This is a genomic window from Microbacterium trichothecenolyticum (assembly GCF_000956465.1).
In the GTDB taxonomy this organism is placed as follows: domain Bacteria; phylum Actinomycetota; class Actinomycetes; order Actinomycetales; family Microbacteriaceae; genus Microbacterium; species Microbacterium trichothecenolyticum.
Map to the genome: position 1 here is coordinate 210,277 of NZ_JYJA01000037.1, position 18,579 is coordinate 228,855.

Annotated in this window: 21 protein-coding genes; 4 read left to right on the top strand and 17 right to left on the bottom strand. The window is 71.3% G+C overall.

All coding sequences use genetic code 11. The features are described 5' to 3' along the window. Positions 1-3 precede the first annotated feature (3 nt). From RS82_RS13965 to RS82_RS13975, 3 genes are all read right to left on the bottom strand, one after another. Positions 4-843 (bottom strand): sulfite exporter TauE/SafE family protein, encoded by an 840-nt coding sequence (locus RS82_RS13965; RefSeq protein ID WP_045300425.1) that lies wholly within the window; start codon positions 841-843, stop codon positions 4-6. Continuing rightward, positions 840-1,673, bottom strand: coding sequence for a DUF2510 domain-containing protein (locus RS82_RS13970; RefSeq protein ID WP_045300427.1), 834 nt, complete (start codon positions 1,671-1,673; stop codon positions 840-842). Before RS82_RS13970 ends, RS82_RS13965 begins: the two co-directional genes overlap by 4 nt. Positions 1,674-1,758: 85 nt before the next feature. After that, positions 1,759-3,909: a heavy metal translocating P-type ATPase gene (locus tag RS82_RS13975; protein WP_425411893.1), complete on the bottom strand. Its 2,151-nt coding sequence runs from the start codon at positions 3,907-3,909 to the stop codon at positions 1,759-1,761. Between the two features lie 156 nt (positions 3,910-4,065). Here RS82_RS13975 and RS82_RS21995 point away from each other — a divergent pair, with 156 nt between their 5' ends. Next, positions 4,066-5,448 carry an alpha/beta fold hydrolase gene (locus RS82_RS21995; protein ID WP_342666940.1) on the top strand — a complete coding sequence of 461 codons (1,383 nt, stop codon included), beginning with the start codon at positions 4,066-4,068 and terminating at the stop codon, positions 5,446-5,448. Positions 5,449-5,464: 16 nt separating this feature from the next. Here the strand turns inward: RS82_RS21995 and RS82_RS13985 are convergent, their stop codons facing one another. From RS82_RS13985 to RS82_RS14020, 8 genes are read right to left on the bottom strand one after another with little or no spacing between them, the layout of a single operon-like run. Then, complete coding sequence (locus RS82_RS13985; protein ID WP_045300429.1) at positions 5,465-5,959, bottom strand: GNAT family N-acetyltransferase; 495 nt, start codon at positions 5,957-5,959, stop codon at positions 5,465-5,467. A 42-nt stretch (positions 5,960-6,001) separates the two neighbouring features. Further along, entirely contained in the window at positions 6,002-7,642 is a 1,641-nt protein-coding gene (locus RS82_RS13990; RefSeq protein ID WP_052676842.1) for an alkaline phosphatase family protein, read from the bottom strand. Next, complete coding sequence (locus tag RS82_RS13995) at positions 7,639-8,388, bottom strand: RibD family protein (protein ID WP_045300431.1); 750 nt, start codon at positions 8,386-8,388, stop codon at positions 7,639-7,641. The genes RS82_RS13990 and RS82_RS13995 overlap by 4 nt, the downstream gene beginning before the upstream one ends. Then, on the bottom strand, positions 8,385-9,338 hold the full coding sequence (locus RS82_RS14000; RefSeq protein WP_045300433.1) for a lysylphosphatidylglycerol synthase transmembrane domain-containing protein: 954 nt from the start codon (positions 9,336-9,338) through the stop codon (positions 8,385-8,387). Before RS82_RS14000 ends, RS82_RS13995 begins: the two co-directional genes overlap by 4 nt. Beyond that, entirely contained in the window at positions 9,326-10,162 is an 837-nt protein-coding gene (locus RS82_RS14005) for a hypothetical protein (protein WP_045300435.1), read from the bottom strand. The genes RS82_RS14000 and RS82_RS14005 overlap by 13 nt, the downstream gene beginning before the upstream one ends. Next, complete coding sequence (locus tag RS82_RS14010; RefSeq protein WP_045300437.1) at positions 10,159-11,172, bottom strand: glycosyltransferase family 4 protein; 1,014 nt, start codon at positions 11,170-11,172, stop codon at positions 10,159-10,161. The genes RS82_RS14005 and RS82_RS14010 overlap by 4 nt, the downstream gene beginning before the upstream one ends. Continuing rightward, positions 11,169-11,564, bottom strand: a complete 396-nt coding sequence (locus tag RS82_RS14015; RefSeq protein WP_045300439.1) for a 6-pyruvoyl trahydropterin synthase family protein — start codon at positions 11,562-11,564, stop codon at positions 11,169-11,171. The genes RS82_RS14010 and RS82_RS14015 overlap by 4 nt, the downstream gene beginning before the upstream one ends. Beyond that, entirely contained in the window at positions 11,561-12,592 is a 1,032-nt protein-coding gene (locus tag RS82_RS14020) for a zinc-dependent alcohol dehydrogenase (RefSeq protein WP_084695654.1), read from the bottom strand. Before RS82_RS14020 ends, RS82_RS14015 begins: the two co-directional genes overlap by 4 nt. Positions 12,593-12,612: 20 nt before the next feature. Here RS82_RS14020 and RS82_RS14025 point away from each other — a divergent pair, with 20 nt between their 5' ends. Together RS82_RS14025 and RS82_RS14030 are read left to right on the top strand one after the other, a co-directional pair. After that, positions 12,613-13,362: a CDP-alcohol phosphatidyltransferase family protein gene (locus RS82_RS14025; RefSeq protein ID WP_045300441.1), complete on the top strand. Its 750-nt coding sequence runs from the start codon at positions 12,613-12,615 to the stop codon at positions 13,360-13,362. Between the two features lie 4 nt (positions 13,363-13,366). After that, positions 13,367-13,789: a hypothetical protein gene (locus tag RS82_RS14030; protein ID WP_045300443.1), complete on the top strand. Its 423-nt coding sequence runs from the start codon at positions 13,367-13,369 to the stop codon at positions 13,787-13,789. Positions 13,790-13,866: 77 nt separating this feature from the next. On the opposite strand, the gene RS82_RS14035 is transcribed toward RS82_RS14030, so the two are convergent. From RS82_RS14035 to RS82_RS14055, 5 genes are all read right to left on the bottom strand, one after another. Beyond that, positions 13,867-15,237 (bottom strand): MFS transporter, encoded by a 1,371-nt coding sequence (locus RS82_RS14035; RefSeq protein ID WP_045300445.1) that lies wholly within the window; start codon positions 15,235-15,237, stop codon positions 13,867-13,869. 167 nt (positions 15,238-15,404) lie between these two features. Next, positions 15,405-15,632 carry a hypothetical protein gene (locus tag RS82_RS14040; protein ID WP_157005585.1) on the bottom strand — a complete coding sequence of 76 codons (228 nt, stop codon included), beginning with the start codon at positions 15,630-15,632 and terminating at the stop codon, positions 15,405-15,407. Between the two features lie 82 nt (positions 15,633-15,714). Beyond that, entirely contained in the window at positions 15,715-15,921 is a 207-nt protein-coding gene (locus tag RS82_RS14045) for a hypothetical protein (RefSeq protein WP_045300449.1), read from the bottom strand. Positions 15,922-15,981: 60 nt separating this feature from the next. Next, on the bottom strand, positions 15,982-16,812 hold the full coding sequence (locus RS82_RS14050; protein WP_045300451.1) for a zinc-ribbon domain-containing protein: 831 nt from the start codon (positions 16,810-16,812) through the stop codon (positions 15,982-15,984). A 9-nt stretch (positions 16,813-16,821) separates the two neighbouring features. After that, on the bottom strand, positions 16,822-17,346 hold the full coding sequence (locus RS82_RS14055) for an SRPBCC family protein (RefSeq protein WP_084695655.1): 525 nt from the start codon (positions 17,344-17,346) through the stop codon (positions 16,822-16,824). A 102-nt stretch (positions 17,347-17,448) separates the two neighbouring features. Here RS82_RS14055 and RS82_RS14060 point away from each other — a divergent pair, with 102 nt between their 5' ends. Then, entirely contained in the window at positions 17,449-17,925 is a 477-nt protein-coding gene (locus RS82_RS14060) for a winged helix-turn-helix transcriptional regulator (RefSeq protein WP_045300453.1), read from the top strand. A gap of 13 nt (positions 17,926-17,938) precedes the next feature. Here RS82_RS14060 and RS82_RS14065 read toward each other — a convergent pair whose 3' ends face one another. Continuing rightward, positions 17,939-18,556: a DUF1349 domain-containing protein gene (locus tag RS82_RS14065; protein WP_045300455.1), complete on the bottom strand. Its 618-nt coding sequence runs from the start codon at positions 18,554-18,556 to the stop codon at positions 17,939-17,941. Positions 18,557-18,579 lie beyond the last annotated feature (23 nt).

Below are 18,579 nucleotides of genomic sequence, written 5' to 3' on the forward strand. Positions count from 1 at the left end.
ATCCTACCGAGCAGCATCCCCCGGGCCGGCCGGGCCGGTCGTCGGGCGAGGGCGCCCGCGCCAGGCCCGCAGGCCCATCTGCACCGCGATGATCACGAGGTACGCCGCGAACAGCATGTTGCCGACGAAGGGATCGATGAGCGTCGCCGCCCACGCGCCGAGCGCCGTGGTGGTGCACGCCGCGACGCCGACGATCGCCGCCGCGACGAGGTCGACGTTTCGCCGCCGGATGTTGCCGACCGTTCCCGAGACGGCCGTCGGGATCATCATGAGCAACGACGTGCCCTTGGCCACGAGATCGCTCGTGCCGAACAGCACCATGAGCGCCGGCACCACGATGATCCCGCCGCCGACGCCGATCAGCCCCGACAGGATGCCGGTGACCACCCCCAGCACGACGAGCAGGACTCCGCTCACCCAGGTGAGGGAGAACTGGGCATCGCGGGACGGGATCACGATGAAGAGGCTGACGATCACTGCGGCGAGGAAGCCGACGAACGCCCATCGCAGCACCGTCAGCGAGAGCCGCGGCAGCAGCCACGTGCCGATCTGGGCGCCGACGACCGCGCCCGCGGCGAGCAGCAGCGCGGGGATCCAGGCGACCGAGCCGTGCACGGCGTACGAGATGACGCCCACCGTCGCGGTGGGCACGATCGCGGCGAGCGATGTGCCCGCGGCGAGCCGCTGGTCGAAGCGGAGGAAGAGCACCAGGAACGGCACGATGACCGTGCCGCCGCCCACGCCGAACAGGCCCGACAGGAGACCTGCAACGAGGCCGATGCCGACGCAGGTCAGGAAGAACCTGGCGTCGTGGAGAGGGCGCGCCGTCTCGGGCGGGGTCATTCGTACGACAGGTCGTCGATGACCCACTCGCCGTCCGACTGCACCAGCGTGTAGTGGTACACCGTGGCGCCGGGCGCGGGGTCGGTCGGCTGGCCGTCCTCGTCGACGAGCGCGGTGTACGTCTCGTTCGTCGTCACCGCGACCTGGTCGCCGATGGTCTCCACGTCGGTGACCTTGATCTCGTAGTCGTCGAAGTTCTCGTCGAAGGCGGATGCCTGCGATTCGAACGTCGCGCAGTCGAGCAGCCCGACGGTGTCGCGGAAGTTCTCGGACGTGGCGGCGGCGAACGAGTCGCAGTCGCCCTCCTGCCACGCGTCGTCGTACAGGCCCACGGTCGCGACGGCGGCTCGCTCGTCATCGGACTGGCCGGCGCTGTTCGCGGTCGACGCCGACAGGAGCAGCAGCGGGATCACGACGGCTGCGGCGATCACGATGCCGAGCAGCACCACGCCGAGCACCACCCACACGATCCAGAGCTTCGACGTTCTCCGCGGCTCGGTCGCCGCCGTGAAGCCGCCACCGGCAGGAGCGACGCCTGCCGGTGTTCCGGGGTACACGCCCTGCGGAGACCCCTCGACCGGCGCGTACCCTTCCTGCACCGGGTACGGCTGCGCCGGGTACGGCTGCGCCGCCGGGGAGACGGGCTGCGACGCGAACGCCTCCTGCTGGCTCTCCCCCGATGCCTCGGCTCCGGCGACGATCTCGGCCTCCGTCGGGGCCGGCGACGCCTCCGGGTCGGGCTGAGCGACGTGCTCCGTCCACTGCGTCCCGTCCCACCAGCGCAGCGCGCCGTGACCGTCGTCGTACCAGCCGGGAGGAGTCGTCGTCATCCTCAAACCCTATCTCCGCGACCTCCGGAGGCACGGATCGCGGATGCTGCGCCCCGGCGCCGGGGCGCAGCATCCGGTTCCCGAATCAGCGGTCGAGGACCGCGCGGGCGCTCCGTTCCGGGCTGAGGTCGAGCCGGCGCAGCAGCTGCGCGTTGAGCGCCACGACGACCGTCGACAGCGACATGAGGATCGCGCCGACAGACATCGGCAGCACGAAGCCGATCGGGGCGAGGATTCCGGCCGCCAGCGGGACCGAGATGAGGTTGTAGCCCGCGGCCCACCAGAGGTTCTGCGTCATCTTGCGGTAGCTCGCGCGAGACAGCTCGATCACCGACAGCACCGAGCGCGGATCGCTCGACGCCAGGATGACCCCCGCCGACCCGATCGCCACGTCGGTTCCGGCGCCGATCGCGATGCCGACGTCCGCCCGCGCGAGCGCGGGGGCGTCGTTGACGCCATCGCCCACCATCGCGACCTTGAGGCCCTCGCTCTGCAGCTCCGCGACCTTCCGCTCCTTGTCCTCCGGGCGCACCCCGGCGAAGACGCGACGGATGCCGAGCGCCTCGGCGACGGACCGCGCGACGGGCTCGGCGTCGCCCGTGATCATGACGACCTCGACGCCCAGCCGGTGCAGCGCGTCGACGGCCTCGCGGGACTCGGGGCGGATCTCGTCGGCGAGCGCGAGGCCCCCGACGACGGAGCCGTCGCGGACGACGTGGAGCACGATCGCGCCCTGGTCCCGCCAGGCACGCGCGGCCACGATTTCGGCACGGCCGATCTCGTCGAGAAGGCGAGGGCCGCCCACCCGCGCGACATGCCCCTCGACGGTCGCGGTGACGCCGACGGCCGGCGACGACTGGAAGCCGGACGCGGGGGCGACCGCGAGACCGCGCTCCTTCGCAGCGCGCACGATGGCCTTCGCGAGCGGGTGCTCGCTGTCGGCCTCGGCTGCCGCGGCGAGCGCGAGCACGCCGTCGGCATCGATCGGGTCCTCGCCGGTCACCGCCACGGATGCGACGTCGACCACCGTCGGCTCGCCCTTCGTGAGGGTGCCCGTCTTGTCGAACAGCACAGCGCCGATCGTGCGCATGCTCTCGAGCGCCAGACGGTCCTTGATCAGCACGCCGCCGCGCGCGGCCCGTTCCGTGGCGATCGACACCACGAGCGGGATCGCGAGGCCCAGCGCGTGAGGGCAGGCGATCACGAGCACGGTGATGGTGCGCACGACCGCCTCGTCGGGCAGTCCGAGCATGGTCCACACGATCGCGGTCAGCGCAGCGGCGCCGAGAGCGAACCAGAACAGCCAGCCGGCCGCACGGTCGGCCAGGCGCTGCGCACGCGACGTCGAGCTCTGCGCTTCGGCGACGAGCCGTCGGATGCCGGCGAGCGTGGTGTCGTCGCCGGTCGCGGTGACCTCGACCCGCAGCCCCGAGTCGGTGGCGACCGTGCCGGCGGTCACGTGATCGCCGACGCCGCGGACGACGGGCCGGGACTCGCCCGTGACCATGGACTCGTCCATGTCGGCGCCGCCGTCGACGATCCGGCCGTCGGCGGGAACGCTGCCGCCGGGGCGCACCACGACGACGTCGCCGAGCCGCAGCTCGGACGGTGCGACCGTGAAGATGCGGTCGCCCTCCACACGCTCGGCCTCGTCGGGGAGCAGCGCCGCGAGCGAGTCCAGCGCTGAGGTCGTCTGGGCGAGTGAGCGCATCTCGATCCAGTGGCCGAGCAGCATGATCACGATGAGCAGGGCCAGCTCCCACCAGAACTCGAGCTCATGGTGCAGCAGCCCGAGGCTCGCACCCCACGACGCGAAGAACGCGACCGTGATCGCGAGGCCGATGAGGAGCATCATGCCGGGTTTGCGGGAGCGCAGCTCCGATGCGGCGCCCGAGAGGAAGGGCCAGCCGCCCCAGAAGTACATGACGGTGCCGAGCAGGGGCGAGATCCAGCGGACCCAGGGGGCGTCGGGCAGCGTGTAGCCGAGCACCATCGCGAACATGCCCGAGAACGCGACCGCGGGCACCGCGAGGGCGAGGTTGATCCAGAACAGGCGGCGGAAGCGGGCGACGTGGTCCGCGCCGTGGCCGGCGTGGCCTCCGTGACCCATGTGATCGGCGTGATCGGCGTGCGCGGCGTGGTCGGCGTCGGTCGTGGCGGTCGCGCTCATGGCCTGATGAGCGGAGTGGTCGTGGTCGTGCCCGGAGTGGTCCTGGTCGCGATGCGGATCGGTCACGGTGATCTCCTCGTCGAAGTACGCTTCTGTTATACCCCCTAGGGGTATCAGGTTCAATCGACCCCGCGAACGCGCTATTCCCCTTCGCGCCGAATCCTGGCGGATGTCGGCGGAGCGCGCGACACTGACATCACCCTGGAGTCGCGAGGAGCACGAATGGACATCATCCTGGTCGCCGGCCTGTGGATGGGCGGATGGGCGTGGTACGAGGTGGCGCCGGCCCTCGAGCGTGAAGGGCATCGGCCCGTGCCGCTCACCCTCCCCGGCATGGGATCGGCCGATGCCGACCGCTCGGCGATCACCCTGGCCGACCACGTCGCGGCTGTCGTGGCCGCCATCGACGAGGCGCCCGGCGAGCGGGTCGTCCTGGTCGGACACTCCGCGGGCGCGGGCATCGTCTACGCGGCGGCCGACGCGCGCCCCGATCGTGTCGCGCGTCTGATCCTCATCGGAGGCTTCCCGACGGCCGACGGCGACCCCCTGCTCGACGGGTTCGCGACGGAGGGCGGCGAGCTGCCGCTGCCGCCGTGGAGCGAGTTCGATGACGCCGATCTGCGCGATCTCGGCGACGGCGGCATGACGGCGTTCCGCGCGTATGCGATCCCCTCGCCCGCCGGCGTCGTCACGGGCATCCAGCGCCTCGGTGACGACCGCCGCCTCGACATCCCGGTCACAGCCATCGCGACCGAGTACACGGTCGCCGACCTGCAGAGCTGGATCGACGCGGGTGCGCCGCCGGTGCAGGAGTTCGCGCGCCTGCGCGACGTGACCTACATCGACCTGCCGACGGGGCACTGGCCGCAGCTGACGCGTCCGCAGCAGCTGGCCCGCATCATCCTCGCCCAGCCACCGCTCGGCGACGGCACCATCGCCCCGGACGTCGAGACGATCAGCCCCGTGGCCTTCCACGCGTCCGAGGGCGTGGCGGACTGGCGGGTCCTCTACTGGGGCGCGCACGCCTTCTTCCGCGCCGAATCGCTCTCCCACGGCGCACGTCTGGTGGCGGAGGTCGCCGCGATCGCCGAGGGTCTCGATCACTATCCCGACATCGACCTCCGGCCCGAGGGCGTCTTCGTCAAGACCTTCAGCCGTCGCGACGGGGCGCTGAGCCGGAAGGATGCCGAACTCGCCGCATCCGTGTCACGTGCCGCCGGCGAACTCGGCCTCGAGGCCGACCCGTCCGTGCTGACCGTCGTCGGCATCGCCGTCGCCCAGGGACCCGACGCGCACGTCCGGCCGTTCTGGAGCGCCGCGCTCGGCTACGACCCCCTCGGCGCCGAGGACGCGATCGACCCTCTGCGCCGCAACCCGCACGTGTGGTTCCATCCTCTCGACCCGCCCAAGCCGGGCCGCGGGCGCACGCACATCGACATCTCCGTGCCGCGCGATCAGGTCGAGGCGCGCGTCGCGGCGGCGCTGGCCGCGGGCGGGCGGATGGCCGACGACTCCCACGCGCCGGAGTGGTGGACCCTCATCTCACCCGACAACCACGGCGTCGACATCGCCGCCTGGACCGACGACTCGGACTTCTCGGGCTGAGACCCTGTGACGCAGATCACCTCAGCATGCGCACGTCGATGATCGACGGCACCATCGGGTCTGTCTGCTCGGCGCCGTCGAAGTCGAACCCGTTGCGCCGGTAGAAGGCGATGGCGCGGGGGTTCTGCTTCGCCACCCACAGCACAGCGGGCCCCTCGTCGAGCACCGCATCGAGCAGCGACTGCCCAGCTCCCCCGCCGTGATCGGCGGCCGCGACGTAGAGCATGTAGAGCTGGCGCTCGCAGGGCGGCGGCGCGCCCTCGAACTCCTGGCCCGGTCCCGAGGTCGCGAAGCCGATGATGCGGCCCTCGCTCTCGGCGATCCAGACGCGCCATTCGTCGCGGGGGTCACCGAGGATGCGGGTCCACATGCTCTGGCGCCCCTGCACGAAGTCGTCGTCGAAGAAGCCGGCGGGCAGGAGGTGCGTGTACGTCTCTCGCCACGTGGCCACGTGGAGCGCTGCGATCTCGGCCGCGTCGCGTGGCTCGGGCACGCGCAGGGTGAACGTCATGCCGTCATCCTGCCAGCGGGCGCGACGCGCGCGCACAGGGTGTCACCCGGCCGAGCCGTATGCCGCGAAGAAGCGGTCGCGGAACGCATCCATGCGCCACACCGGCGACGCGTCCGACGGGCGCAGTCCGGGAGTCCAGTTCCAGTCCGTGATCGCGTCGAGGACCGCAGGGTCCTTCGCGATGACACTGATGGGCACGTCGCGAGTGGCGCCATCGCCGCTGACGATCGCGGCCGGCTGGTGGTCGCCGAGCATGACCACGACCAGGTTCGGATCGTCGACGTTCTCGAGGAACGACAGCATCGACCCGAGCGTGTACTCGACGGACCTCCCGTAGTAGCGCTGGACCGTACGCGGGTCCTTCCAGACCTCGCTCGCCTGCTGACTGCGCGCAGGCTGGTCGTCGTAGATCGAGCCGTCCCCCACCTCGCCCCACGGCACGAGCTCGGGAAGCGGCGCCCACGGGGTGTGGGACGACACCAGGTCGAGCTCCGCCATGACGGGTCGGTCCGAAGCAGCGAGCACCCGGTCGGCGAAGTGCTCGAGCGTGTACTGGTCGGGGACGCGCGCGTATCCGAACGAAGGGCCGCGGTAGTCGACGTTCGTCGCGTCGAGCAGCGTGTCGTAGTGGTAGAACGACGTACCGACGTCCCACGGGTGCCGGTTCGACGGCACGTCGCTGACGGTGCGCCAGCCCGCGCGGCCGAACGCCGCGCTGAGGGTCAGCCGGTCGGTCCGCACCACCAGGTCGTACACCGCCTGGGAGTCGACCCACACCCCCGTCTGAAGGGTCGAGTGCGCCAGCCAGCTCACGCCGCCGTACGTGGGCGAGGTCAGCCAGGCGCTCCGCGTCGCGTACCCGTGGGCCCCGAGCGTCTCGTCGCCACGGCGCAGGACGTCGTTCACCCCCTCCGAGATGCGGTCGCCCTCAAGTGCGACCCGCCCATAGCTCTCGACGAACACGAACAGCACGTCCTTGCCCTGCAGTGAGGTCAGCAGGTCCGCCGCAGGCAGCGTGGCGAACGGATCCTCGGCGACGTCGCGGGCGACCCGTGCCCTGGTCTCGAGCGCCGACACGGTACGCGACACCGCGGAGCCGACGGATGTGGCGGATGCCGCAGCCGCGACCGGGTCCTGGATCCGCAGGGGCGGCGCCACCGCCGCCATCACGATCCAGGCCACGGTGACGGTGGCGAGAGCGCTGCGTCCGCGATCGCCTCGACGTCTCAGCGCAGCGTCCACGCGGAGCGCACCCCAGCCCGCGGCGATCCCCACGGCGACGATCACGGCGACGGCCGCGGTGAACACGGCGCTGGCCGGACCTGGCCCGATCGCCGAGGCGACGACCCCGTACGCGTCCCCCAGCTGCAGCCAGTCGAGGGGAACGAAATGGATGCCGAGCGCCGCCTCGTAGCCGCGATCGATGCTCGCCAGGAGGACGGCGACGGCCACGAACACGGCGAAGGCGGTCGCTACGGCGAGGCGCAGCATCCGCCACGGGATCAGCGTCAGCACCAGCAGCACCACGATCGATTCGACCGGGATGCGGATGAGGTCGACGACCGACCCGGTCGCGAGAGCCCCCGGGATGAGGGGAAGGACGACGAGGGCGGCGATCGCACCCGCGAGGGCGAGCCGTCTGCGCCAGACCGGGGCGACCCGCAGGCCGGACATCGTGCTCACGGGCGTTCGACGGCGATGCGTCCGGCTCCCGTCGGCTCTGGATCAGGGTCGAGCATGCCGAAGCGGTCGGACAGCGCGTAGCGCAGCAGGACGACGTCGCCGATCTGGCGGGTGTCGGCGAGGTGCGCGCGGCGCGAGGCCGTCCACGGATAGGCGGCGGGGCCGACCACCCGCGGAGCTGCGGTCTCGCCCACGAAGAACGGTGCGACCACCAGGTGCAACTCGTCCACGAGGTCGGCGCCGAGGAACTGGGTCAGCACCGTGCCGCCGCCCTCGACCATGAGGCTGCGTATCCCGTGGTGGGCTCCGAGGTCGTCGAGCAGAGCGTCCATCGTGACGCATTCGTCGCCGATCCCGACCACGACCGCACGATGGCCGAGCCGGGCGGAGAGCTCCGCCGCGCGCTCGCGCGGGCAGTAGACGATGCGGGGCCCCTCGCCCGTCGTGAAGAACGCGGCGTCGGCCGACAGGTCCCCGCTCGCGGTGACCGTCACCTTCGCCGGGGACTCCTGACGCCCCGCAGCCCGCCGTCGCGCGCGGCGCGCGGCATCCCTCACCAGCAGTCGGGGGTTGTCGCGTCGCACGGTCGATGCGCCGACCATGATCGCGTCGTGAAGAGCGCGCACGTCGTCGACGCGGTCGAGGTCGGCGGCGTTCGACATCGCGAGCCGGTGCGGCTCGGCACTGTCGAGATAACCGTCGATCGACATCGCGCAGCTGAGGGTGACGTACGGGCGCTCGCTCATGCGGATCTCCTCTTCACGATGATGCTCCTCGCAGGCACCGATCGGAAGCGGTCGGCGACCAGCGCGAGCGCGCCCGGCAGGACGGCGACCACGGTGAGCACGCCGAACGCGGTCGACACCGCGACACCCGCTCCCGCGCCGAGTCCCGCGAGAGCGAACGCCGAGGCGGCGACCGCCTCGCGCGGCCCCCAGCCGCCGATGCTGACGGGGATCGCGGCGGCGCCGAGCACGATCAGCGCCACGACGGCGAGCTCGTCCGCGCCGGCGTGCACCCCCGCCGCAAGCCCCGCGACCACGAAGGTGGCGGCGTGCGCCGCGACCACCACGATCGATGCGGCCGCGATCGCGCACAGCGCGGCCGGCCGCGTCAGGACGGGGCGCAGCATCCGGTACTCCCGCAGCAGAGCGGCGCGTCCGCGGCGGGTCGCCGCGACCACTCCCACGAATGCGATCGCGAGCACGACGATCGCACCGCTGATCCATGCGAGCGGCGCCAGCGGCGACGCCAGCCCCAGCGGCAGCAGGATCGCGAGCGTGAGCACGACCTGGACGAGCTGGCCCGCGACCCGTTCGGCCGCGACGGTGCGAGCGGCGAGGTCGACACGCTCGTGGTGCTGACCGTGGACGTAGGCGCGATGCACGTCGCCGACCACCCCTCCTGGCAGCACCGTGTTCAGGAACTGCGAGCGGTAGTACGACGTGAACGCCTCGGTCCACGGGAGCGGGAGCCCGAAGCCTGCCGAGACGATCCGCCAGCGCCAGGCCGCGGCCGCCGTGGCGACGGCGGCGAGCGCCACGGCGACCAGGATCGTCGCCGGCGAGATCGACGCCAGCCCCTGCAGGAAGGGCCCGACGCCCACAACGCCGATCGTCCCGGCCACGACGGCCAGCGCCGCGGCGATCCGCAGCAACGACCGCACGCGCGGGGGGATGCCGCTCAGCGCGGCCATGCCAGCAGGTCCTCGTGCGAGACGGTCACGCGCAGGCGCGCGCCCGCGGCCTGCGCCAGACGGCGCTCGCGGTACTCGCCTGCGGCGGACGCGAGTTCGGGACGCTGCTCGAGCGCGGCGGCGATCCAGCCGTCCAGCCATTCGCCGATGAGCGCCGTCTCGCGATGCGCGAGGCGCCATGGCGTCGCCGCCGTGCGCACGATCCAGCCGGCGTCGGCGAAGAGGCCGGCGACCACGGGCACCGCGTCGGGTCCCAGCATCCGTCGCCCCGACGCGTCCCGACGCTGGTGGTCGTTGAAGGCGGACTCGATGGCGCGCTCGAGCGCGTCGGGCCGCTCGGCGGGGCGAAGCCGCGCCGAGCCGGTCACCGAGAGGCTGAACAGCGCCGGCGTACCTGCGGCGACGCAGGCGGCGACGACGTGGGCGGCCTCCGCTTCGGTGAGTACATCGAGGAGAGCGGATGCCGTCACCGCCGCCGCACCGCGGAAGGCGTCCAGCGGCAGCGAGGCCAGGTGCTCCACGACCACGTCCGAGGTGATGGGACAGTCGGCCGCGTCGAGGACCGTGCGCAGGTCGAGGTGCTCGACGATGTCGGCGTCGCCGTCGCGGAGCACCCACTTCTGAGGTCCCGGCAGTCGCGGAGCGAGCCACCGCGTCATCGAACCGGTGCCCGCGCCGAGGTCGTGCAGCACGACCGGCGCCGACTCAGAGCCGGGCGCGATCAGCCGCGCCAGGTCGTGGGCGAGATCGGCGGAGCGCGCGTCGTCGTCGGCCGGCGCCCGCAGCGCGAGCCACCCGGCCGTCGCCGTCGAGATCGCGGTCATGCCGCCTCCAATGCCGCGGCCACGCGGCTCACGGTGTCACGCCACGTCGGCAGGGTCGCGCGCGCGGCGAGCGCCTCGCGGCGCAGGCGCGCCCGCAGTGACGGGTCGGAGAGCCAGGTCTCCAGCGCCGCGGCGAGCGCGGCCGGGTCGCCGGGTCGCGCGAGCAGGCCTCCCCCGCCGGCGAGCGCGTCGGGAATGCCTCCGGCGTCGGCGCCCAGCACCGGGATCCCCCGGGCCCGCGCATCTGCGATCGCCATCCCGGAGCTTTCGACGCGGGAAGGGGCGATCAGCAGCGCGCAGTGCCGGTACTCGTCCGCGAGAGATCGTTCGTCGAGCACGCCGGCGAGCCGCACCCTGCCCCCGAGAGCGTGGGCCTGTCGGGCGATCCCCGCCGCGAACTCCGGGAACACCTCGCCGGACCCCACGATCGTGCAGGTCCAGTCGTCGGCGCTCAGCCGGGCGAGCGCGGCGAGCAGCGTGTCCTGCCCCTTGTGCGGGGCGATCACCCCGATGCACAGCAGCTCGCCCTCCCCGGACGGCGTCGGCGGCTCCGCCTGGCGGGCTCCCGGAACGGCCACGACCGTGCGATCCGAATCCGCGAGTCCTCGTCGGGCGAGCTCGTCCGCTGTCCACTCGCTCGTGACGAGCACGTCGTGCGCCGACGCGAGGGCCCGGCGTTCGGCGTCGATCGCGGCATCCGTGGCATCCGCGAAGGCCGCCGTCACCATGTGGGCGAGCACCGTCAGTCGCACCCGCCCCGCCGCCTCCTCCATCGCGGCCGGCGCCCATCCCGCCACGAGTCCGTCGACGAGCACCCGCGACCCGTCGGGCGCGCCACGGAGGACGGATGCTGCGTCCCCCGCGTCAGCCGCCTCGCACACGTCCACCTCCCAGCCGCGGTGGCGGAGTCCATCGCGGATGTGCCGGTCGTAGACGTTGCCGCCGCTCACACGTCGGGGGTCGTCGATCCCGGCAGGGACGACGAAGCGGAGGGACGGAGCATCCGTCACAGCGTCACCTCGTAGGAGGCCCACGCGACGTGCGATTCGTGCAGCGTCACGACGATCCCGCTCAGGTTCGCCTCGCCGACGCCGCCGTCCTTCACCCGCGCGGCGAGACGATCGCCGATGATCTGGCACAACCGCTCGGTCGTGGTGTTCATCCCCTGCAGGTCGGGCTCTTCGTCGAGGTTGCGGTAGGTCAGCGCACTTGCGATGTCGCGGAGCACCTCGCTCGCGCGACCGATGTCGACGACGACGCCGTGCCCGTCGAGCTCGTCGGCACGGAAGGTCGCGTCGACGAGGAACGTCGCGCCGTGCAGCTGCTGCGCGGGGCCGAAGACGTCGCCGCGCAGGCTGTGCGCGATCATGATGTGGTCGCGGACGGTGACGCTGAAGCTCATTCGGCAGTCCAATCGATCGTGTGGCAGAGTTCGCCGGCGGTGCCGTCGGCGAGTGCAGCGGTGACCTCCGGCAGCTGCCGCCACGTCGAGGCCCCCGACAGAAGCTCGTCGAACGCAGGATCCTCCAGCAGTCGCAACGCCAGCGCAAGACGGTTGCGCGTCGTGCGGGAACCTCTCCGGCGCGCGGCGATCGCACCGACCTGACTCGGCCGGAGGGCGATGCGGCGGGAGTGGAAGTCCGCGCCGAGCTCCAGCGAGACCGGGCGGCTGCCATACCAGCTGGCGACGATCACCTCTCCGTCCGTGGGCGCGATGCCGAGCGCGAGCTGCAGTCCGGCGCCCGCGCCGCTGGCTTCGATCACGACGTCAGCCGGCGCGATCTCCTCCGTCGCGAGGGCGAAGCCGACGCCGAGCGCCTCGGCGGTCGCCGCGCGCGCCGGGTCGACATCGACGAGGGTGACCTCGGAACCCGGGATGCTGCGCGCCACGCGCGCGATCGCGCACCCGATCATGCCCGCGCCGACGACGACCACGCGGTCGCCGACGAGCGGGGCGGCATCCCACAGCACGTTGACCGCGGTCTCCACTGCGCCGGCGAGCACCGCTCGGCGCGGCGGGACGGCATCCGGCACGGGATGGAGCGCCTCCTCGGGAACGACGAAGTGCGACTGGTGCGGGAACAGCGAGAACACGGTGCGGCCCTGAAGCGCGTCCGGTCCATGTTGGACCGTCCCGACGTTGAGGTACCCGTACTTCACCGGGAAGGGGAACTCTCCGGCCTGGAAGGGGGCGCGCATGCGCTCGCGCTCCGACGTCGGCACCTCGCCGCGGGCGACGAGAGCCTCCGTGCCGCGGCTGACGCCGGTGAAGAGGGTGCGCACCGACGCTTCGCCGTCTGAGATGTCGGGCATCCGCTCGCGGCGGAACTCGCCCCGCCCGGCGCCGACCGTCCACCAGGCGGTCGCAGCATCCGGAATCTCGCGGTGAACCTCAGCGGGTCCCTGTCTCGTGTTCCCCGTGACCGCCATGAGGAGTACACGGAGCGCGCATGGGAAAAGTTCAGTGGGTGCCCTGGTGGTGGGTCGCGGCCGGAATCGCCGGGTTGGCGGCGACCGGGACGACGGTGCGGCTGCCCGCGGCGGCGTGGGCCGTGGGCGTCGGATACCTCGTCGTGTCGACGGCACTCCTGATGCGGGGCATCCGTCGCGGCGGAGTCGAGCGCTTCGGGCCCGCGAACGCGGTCACCGCGACGCGGTCCGTGCTCGTGGGACTCGTGACCGCCCTCGTGGTGGCTTCCTTCGCGGGCGAGGTGACGACGGCCCTGCTCGTCGGGCTCGTCGCCGTGGCGCTCGCCCTCGACGGCGTCGACGGCTACGTGGCCCGACGCACCCGGAGCGAGAGCGAGCTGGGTGCGCGCTTCGACATGGAGGTCGACGCGTTCCTGCTGCTGGTGCTGTGCGTGTACGACGTGCGATACGTGGGCTGGTGGGTGCTCACGATCGGCCTGCTCAGGTACGCGTTCGTGGTCGCGGGGTTCCTGCTTCCGTGGATGAGGCAGACGCTGCCGCCGCGATACTGGCGCAAGGTCGTCACGGCCGCCTGCGGCGTCGCGCTCGCCGTCGTCGCGTCCCAGCTGCTGCCGCCCCCGGTGAATGTCCTCGTCGCGGTCGGAGCGCTGCTGCTGGTGCTCGAGTCCTTCGGACGCGATGTGCTCTGGCTCGCGCGTTTGAACCTCGCCGGCGCCCCGCTCGTTTCCCTCGAGAAGGCGTCGACCTCGCCTCCGGAAGAGAGCAGGTAGGACCATGACCGAATCCAGCGGGCGGGCGCTCTGGACCATGCGCATCCTCAGCGCGATCGCCCTCCTCGCCACGGGCGGCATCCATTTCTATCTTGCTCTGAACGGCGTCGGGGGCCTGCTGGGGGTGATGTTCATCCTGAACGCCGTGGCCGGGCTCGTCCTGGCGGCGGGGATGCTGCTCCTGCGCGATCGGCTCCTGCAGCTCGTGACCGTGCTGAGCCTGCTGTTCCTCATCGCCACGCTCGGGGCGCTCGTCCTCGCCCTCACGGTGGGGTTGTTCGGAATCCACGAGACCTGGGACTTCACCCTCGTGCCCCAGACCGTGATCGTCGAGTCGATCGGCATCGTGCTCCTCGGGATCACGACCGCGATGGTGCTGCGCCCGCAGACTGTGCCGGGCATGCGCCGCACTCCGCAAGGCGCGTAGGCGACCCACGCCTCGCCGCCGTGTGGCGGAACGGCGGACCGCCCCGCCGCAGCGCGGCGAGGCGGTCCGGGTGGGCCTCAGGCGCCGACCGACTCCTTCTCGGCCGCCAGCTTCTCCTCGTCGAGACGGTCGAGCTCGTGCAGCGACGACGCCCTCGTCTCGCGCATGGAGATGACCGCGACGAGCGTGACAGCTGCCGCGATCGCGAGGTAGACGGCGACCGGGACGTACGAGCCGGTGCTGGCCAGGAGCGCGGTCGCGATGATCGGCGCCAGCGAACCGGCGACGATCGACGTCACCTGGTAACCCAGCGAGACGCCGGAGTACCGCATGCGCGTCGGGAACATCTCCGACATGATCGCGGGCTGCGGCGCGTACATGAACGCGTGGATGAACAGGCCGAGGCAGATCGCGGCGACGATGATCACCGGGTTGCGCGTGTCGAACATCGGGAAGGCGACGAAGCCCCAGGCCGCTGCACCGAGCGTGCCGATGAGGTACACCGGCTTGCGGCCGATCCTGTCGGTCAGCCCGCCGATAAGCGGGATGACGATCATGTGCACGATGTGCGCGATGACCAGGAGGCCGAGGATCTCGGCCGTGTCGACCTTGAGCGCCACCGCCAGGTACGTGATCGAGAACGTCACGACCAGGTAGTACATGATGTTCTCCGCGAAGCGGAGGCCCATCGCCGTGAGCACCCCGCGCGGGTACCGCTTGATCACCTCGAGCACACCGAAGCGCAGTGCCTTGGACTGCTCGACCTCCTTCTGAACCTCGAGGAAGATCGGCGCGTCGGTCACCCGCGTGCGGACGTAGTAGCCGATCGCGACGATCACGACGGACAGCCAGAAGCCGATGCGCCAGCCCCACGACAGGAACTGCTCCTCGGTGAGCGTGCGGCTGAGCACGAGCAGGACGACGGTCGCGACCAGGTTTCCGATCGGCACGGCGGCCTGCGGCCACGATGCCCAGAAGCCGCGCGTCTTGTTGGGCGAGTGCTCCGCGACGAGCAGCACCGCCCCGCCCCATTCGCCGCCGACGGCGAAGCCCTGCGCGAAGCGCAGCGCAACCAGGAGCGCGGGCGCCCAGTAGCCGACCATGTCGAAGGTGGGGAGGCACCCCATCAGGAAGGTCGCCACGCCGACGAGGATGATCGCGAACTGCAGCAGCTTCTTGCGCCCGTACTTGTCGCCGAAGTGGCCGAACACGATGCCGCCGAGCGGCCGCGCGACGAAGCCGACCGCGTACGTGACGAACGCCGCGATGATGGGGGCGTACGGGTCGTCCGACGGCGGGAACATGATCTTGTTGAAGACGAGCGTCGCGGCGGTGGCGTAGAGGAAGAACTCGTACCACTCGACGACGGTGCCCGCCATCGAAGCCGTGACGACCCGGCGCAGGCTCGACTGCTTCATCGAGGCCGGGGGTGTCTGGGGTGATGCCATGCGCTGGTACCTCCTTGTAGAGCGCGGAAGCGGCTCGGGGGGAACCGCCCTGCGGGACGTTACCTGACGAGCGATTCAGGTTTCAAGGGGGTTGACTCAGGCAGACGAGTGAAGTTCGCCGGATCTTCTCGCTTTCGACAGCCGGCCGGCTTGTCGCGGACCCCCGCTCACTCCCACGCGGCGACGAGCATCCAGTGGCCGTCGACCTCTTCGACGTCCATCACGCGCGTGCGGTGGTCGACATCACTGCGCGCCGTGAACCGCCAGCTCTGGAAGAGCCGGCCGCCGTCACTGCGCGTCGGGGTGTCGATGATGCGCCACCGCTCATGATCGACGACGAGTCGCACCGGCCGCCCGTGCTCGCACCAGACCTGAACATCTTCACGTGCCACCATCCGCATGATGCTCCTCCTTCGTCGAATCTATGTTCGATTCTAGGACGCAAGAAGCCCCGGCGCAACAGTGGATTCGTTCGGCCTACGCGCTTCGGCTGTCGGCCTCAGCGGCAGCATCCACCGCTGCGAGATGGATCGCCGCGACGCCGTCGCGCAGCGCCCCGACAGGCACCTCGACGGTCTCGTACTGGGAGGTGAATCCGTTCTCGTCGACCACCGACACGGTCACCAGAACGTGGCCTCGGCGCGGCAGACGCGACGGGGTGCGGGCGAGTCTCTTCGTCTTCATGTCCCCTCCGCCCACCACCGTAGCGACGACCTCCGACACGCGCGCGCCTCACGCGCGGACTCACCTCAGGTACGCATCGACGAAGAGCGCGCCCCGGATGCCGCGCAGAGCGTCGAGGAGCGCCTCCCGGCTGCGCGTGGTCCACGCCGACATCACGACGTCGTGCGGACCGAGCCGCTCCAGCTTGCCCGTGCGCACGCGGACCACCTCCCACCCCGCGGCGCGCACAGCCCGGTCCTTGCGCCGGTCGGCCTCCTCGCGCTTGCCGACATGCTCCAGCCCGTGCTTGCCGACGGTGTCGTATTCGAGCGCAACCCGGAGCTCAGGGAGGAGGATGTCGGGCCACACCTCGAGGTGATCGAAGAAGGGCCGCGGCGTCCGGATCGCGGTGAACCCCGGCGTGACCGCCAGCATCGCGAAGACATCGGCACGCATCCGCGCCTCGACCGCCGACGCCGGCTTCGGCGCGCACACGCTCACGAACGGCTCCCCCACCGGCAGATCAGGCGTCTTGGCGCACAGTGTCCGCAGAGGCTTGCGGCGCGGCGCGCGCTCCGCGGTGGGAGATCGGGCGACGATGCGAGGCGGCTTGGCCACTGCGGAGCACTCCGGGCACCACGCCGAGCGGCGCCGCTCGCGACCGGGCCGCTCGCGCTGCTCCGACGGAGTCGCGGCGAACGTATGACCCGCCTCGCACTGCCACAGCAGCAGCACGTCTGCGGCAGGCGGCACCTGGGTGAGGGTGATGCCGGCGTTCAGATCGGGGTGATACTGCCGAATGAGCGCGGGATACGCCGCCCACTGCATTCGGTAGGTGCCCACGGGGTACGGCACGTCGACGCCCTTCGAGAACTGGCGCCTCGCCCACCACAGTTCCACCCGCTCCGGCATGGGCGCACTCTAAGCGGCACCACCGACACGCCCCTTGGCCGCCGCGACCTGACTGTGCAGTTCATCGTGGTCTTCAGCGGTCAGCTCCTCGTCGCCGCCGAAGACGTACGGCGCGCCTTCGCCCGTCTCGATGCGCGCCTTGAGGCTGCCGTTCACGAACATCCCCCACGCGTTGGTGCAGATGTCGTAGCAGTCGTCGTCGGCGGTGAGCCCGTCGTGGGTGAAGACGACGCGGGTGCCGCCCTCCCCCTCGAGGATGTCGAACCGGACGGTCGTGCCGTTCCACTCCTGCTTGTCGGCGACGAAGTCGAGGTGGCTGCCGGTGACCAGCCACGCCACGCGGCGGCCCGGCACCAGCTCGGTGACCCGGAATCCGCTGTAGTGCAGGCCTGGGACCACGTAGACGAACTCGCCCCCCACCGCTGTGGTCGAACCGGTGGTCCGGCCCCACCAGCCCGAGACGTCGTTGATCGCGTCGAACGCGTCCTGCGCCGAGGCGTTCACGGTGATCGTCGTGGTGAAGCTCGCGGTCATGCTTCCTGCTCCTTTGCTCGCGATCCGATCGGATCGATGACTTGCGTGATGCAAGCGACCATAGTGCCGCAACTTGCATCACGCAAGTGATAGATTCGAGCCATGCTCGGCAGGACGTACGACACCCAGGTGTGCTCGATCGCACGCTCCCTCGAGATGGTCGGAGAACGCTGGAGCCTGCTCATCATCCGCGACGCCCTGTTCGCGCGTGTGACGCGATTCGGCGACTTCCAGCACAACCTGGGCATCGCGACGAACGTCCTCACCTCGCGACTGGAGGCGTTCGTGACCGCCGGCATCATGCAGCGGGACGGCGCCGCCGACTACGTGCTCACGCCGAAGGGCCGGGCGCTGGCCGTCTCCCTCATCGCCCTCACGGAGTGGGGCGACGAGTGGGCGTCGCCGATCGATCCGCCGATCCTCTACCGCCACTCGGTGTGCGACAGCGCGATCCACGCCACCGCGACCTGCGACGCGTGCGGCTCCGTGCCGGCGGACGAGGTGGCGATCCGCATCGGGCCCGGCATGCCCGCGGAGTACCTGGCCGCGCGACGCGGCGGCACTCGCGCCCACTCATAGGCGCGGCATCCGTCTACGATCCGTCGCGCAGATCCGAGACGAGGGTCGCACGCAGACCGATCTGGCCGAACACCGCGGTGCAGGCGTCCCCGAGCGGTGCCTGGACCATGAAACCCACCCGAACCGGCGCGGCGCCGTCGACCAGCGAGAACAGCCGGACGAAGTCCCACCGGACGCCGTCCTGAGAGGCGTGGAACGCCCACGCATCCCCGCCCAGGAAAGCGATCCGCAGCCACACCGCCCGGTCCGTGACGACGGCGGAGTTCACATCATCCGACAGGCCGCGCGTGACCACGCTGACGACCATCGCCTCGCCCTGCGGTGAGAACTCGAAGCAGAGCTTCGCCCAGTGATCGCTGTCGCGCCAGATCGTCAGGGCGCCGGCGTCGAACGTCGTGCGTTCGCCGACCACCTCGACACGCGCCTGCAGGGTGAAGGGCGAAGCCGGGGCGACGAAGGAGAGACTGGATGCCTCGTGCTGCGGCGGTGCTCCCGTCGCATCGTTCGTCCAGTCGACGCCGGCGGCAGAGGTCAGCTCGAGGGCACGGGCCTGTTCGTCGTACCGCGCCGTGGACGCGGAATGCGTCCACTCGAGTTCGGGCAGTCCTTCGATCCGGAACGTCGATGACATGGTGCCCTCTCTCGCGATCCGCC

Bases quoted from the DNA above. Each gene is read 5' to 3' on its own strand.
- RS82_RS14045 (WP_045300449.1), bottom strand. From the start codon at position 15,921: ATGAAGACGAAGAGACTCGCCCGCACCCCGTCGCGTCTGCCGCGCCGA.
- RS82_RS14035 (WP_045300445.1), bottom strand. From the start codon at position 15,237: ATGGCATCACCCCAGACACCCCCGGCCTCGATGAAGCAGTCGAGCCTG.
- RS82_RS13965 (WP_045300425.1), bottom strand. From the start codon at position 843: ATGACCCCGCCCGAGACGGCGCGCCCTCTCCACGACGCCAGGTTCTTC.
- RS82_RS14025 (WP_045300441.1), top strand. From the start codon at position 12,613: ATGGGAAAAGTTCAGTGGGTGCCCTGGTGGTGGGTCGCGGCCGGAATC.
- RS82_RS14030 (WP_045300443.1), top strand. From the start codon at position 13,367: ATGACCGAATCCAGCGGGCGGGCGCTCTGGACCATGCGCATCCTCAGC.
- RS82_RS14005 (WP_045300435.1), bottom strand. From the start codon at position 10,162: ATGACCGCGATCTCGACGGCGACGGCCGGGTGGCTCGCGCTGCGGGCG.
- RS82_RS14050 (WP_045300451.1), bottom strand. From the start codon at position 16,812: ATGCCGGAGCGGGTGGAACTGTGGTGGGCGAGGCGCCAGTTCTCGAAG.
- RS82_RS14040 (WP_157005585.1), bottom strand. From the start codon at position 15,632: ATGGTGGCACGTGAAGATGTTCAGGTCTGGTGCGAGCACGGGCGGCCG.
- RS82_RS14060 (WP_045300453.1), top strand. From the start codon at position 17,449: ATGCTCGGCAGGACGTACGACACCCAGGTGTGCTCGATCGCACGCTCC.
- RS82_RS14065 (WP_045300455.1), bottom strand. From the start codon at position 18,556: ATGTCATCGACGTTCCGGATCGAAGGACTGCCCGAACTCGAGTGGACG.
- RS82_RS14055 (WP_084695655.1), bottom strand. From the start codon at position 17,346: ATGACCGCGAGCTTCACCACGACGATCACCGTGAACGCCTCGGCGCAG.
- RS82_RS21995 (WP_342666940.1), top strand. From the start codon at position 4,066: ATGGACATCATCCTGGTCGCCGGCCTGTGGATGGGCGGATGGGCGTGG.
- RS82_RS14020 (WP_084695654.1), bottom strand. From the start codon at position 12,592: ATGGCGGTCACGGGGAACACGAGACAGGGACCCGCTGAGGTTCACCGC.
- RS82_RS13970 (WP_045300427.1), bottom strand. From the start codon at position 1,673: ATGACGACGACTCCTCCCGGCTGGTACGACGACGGTCACGGCGCGCTG.
- RS82_RS14015 (WP_045300439.1), bottom strand. From the start codon at position 11,564: ATGAGCTTCAGCGTCACCGTCCGCGACCACATCATGATCGCGCACAGC.
- RS82_RS14000 (WP_045300433.1), bottom strand. From the start codon at position 9,338: ATGGCCGCGCTGAGCGGCATCCCCCCGCGCGTGCGGTCGTTGCTGCGG.
- RS82_RS13995 (WP_045300431.1), bottom strand. From the start codon at position 8,388: ATGAGCGAGCGCCCGTACGTCACCCTCAGCTGCGCGATGTCGATCGAC.
- RS82_RS13985 (WP_045300429.1), bottom strand. From the start codon at position 5,959: ATGACGTTCACCCTGCGCGTGCCCGAGCCACGCGACGCGGCCGAGATC.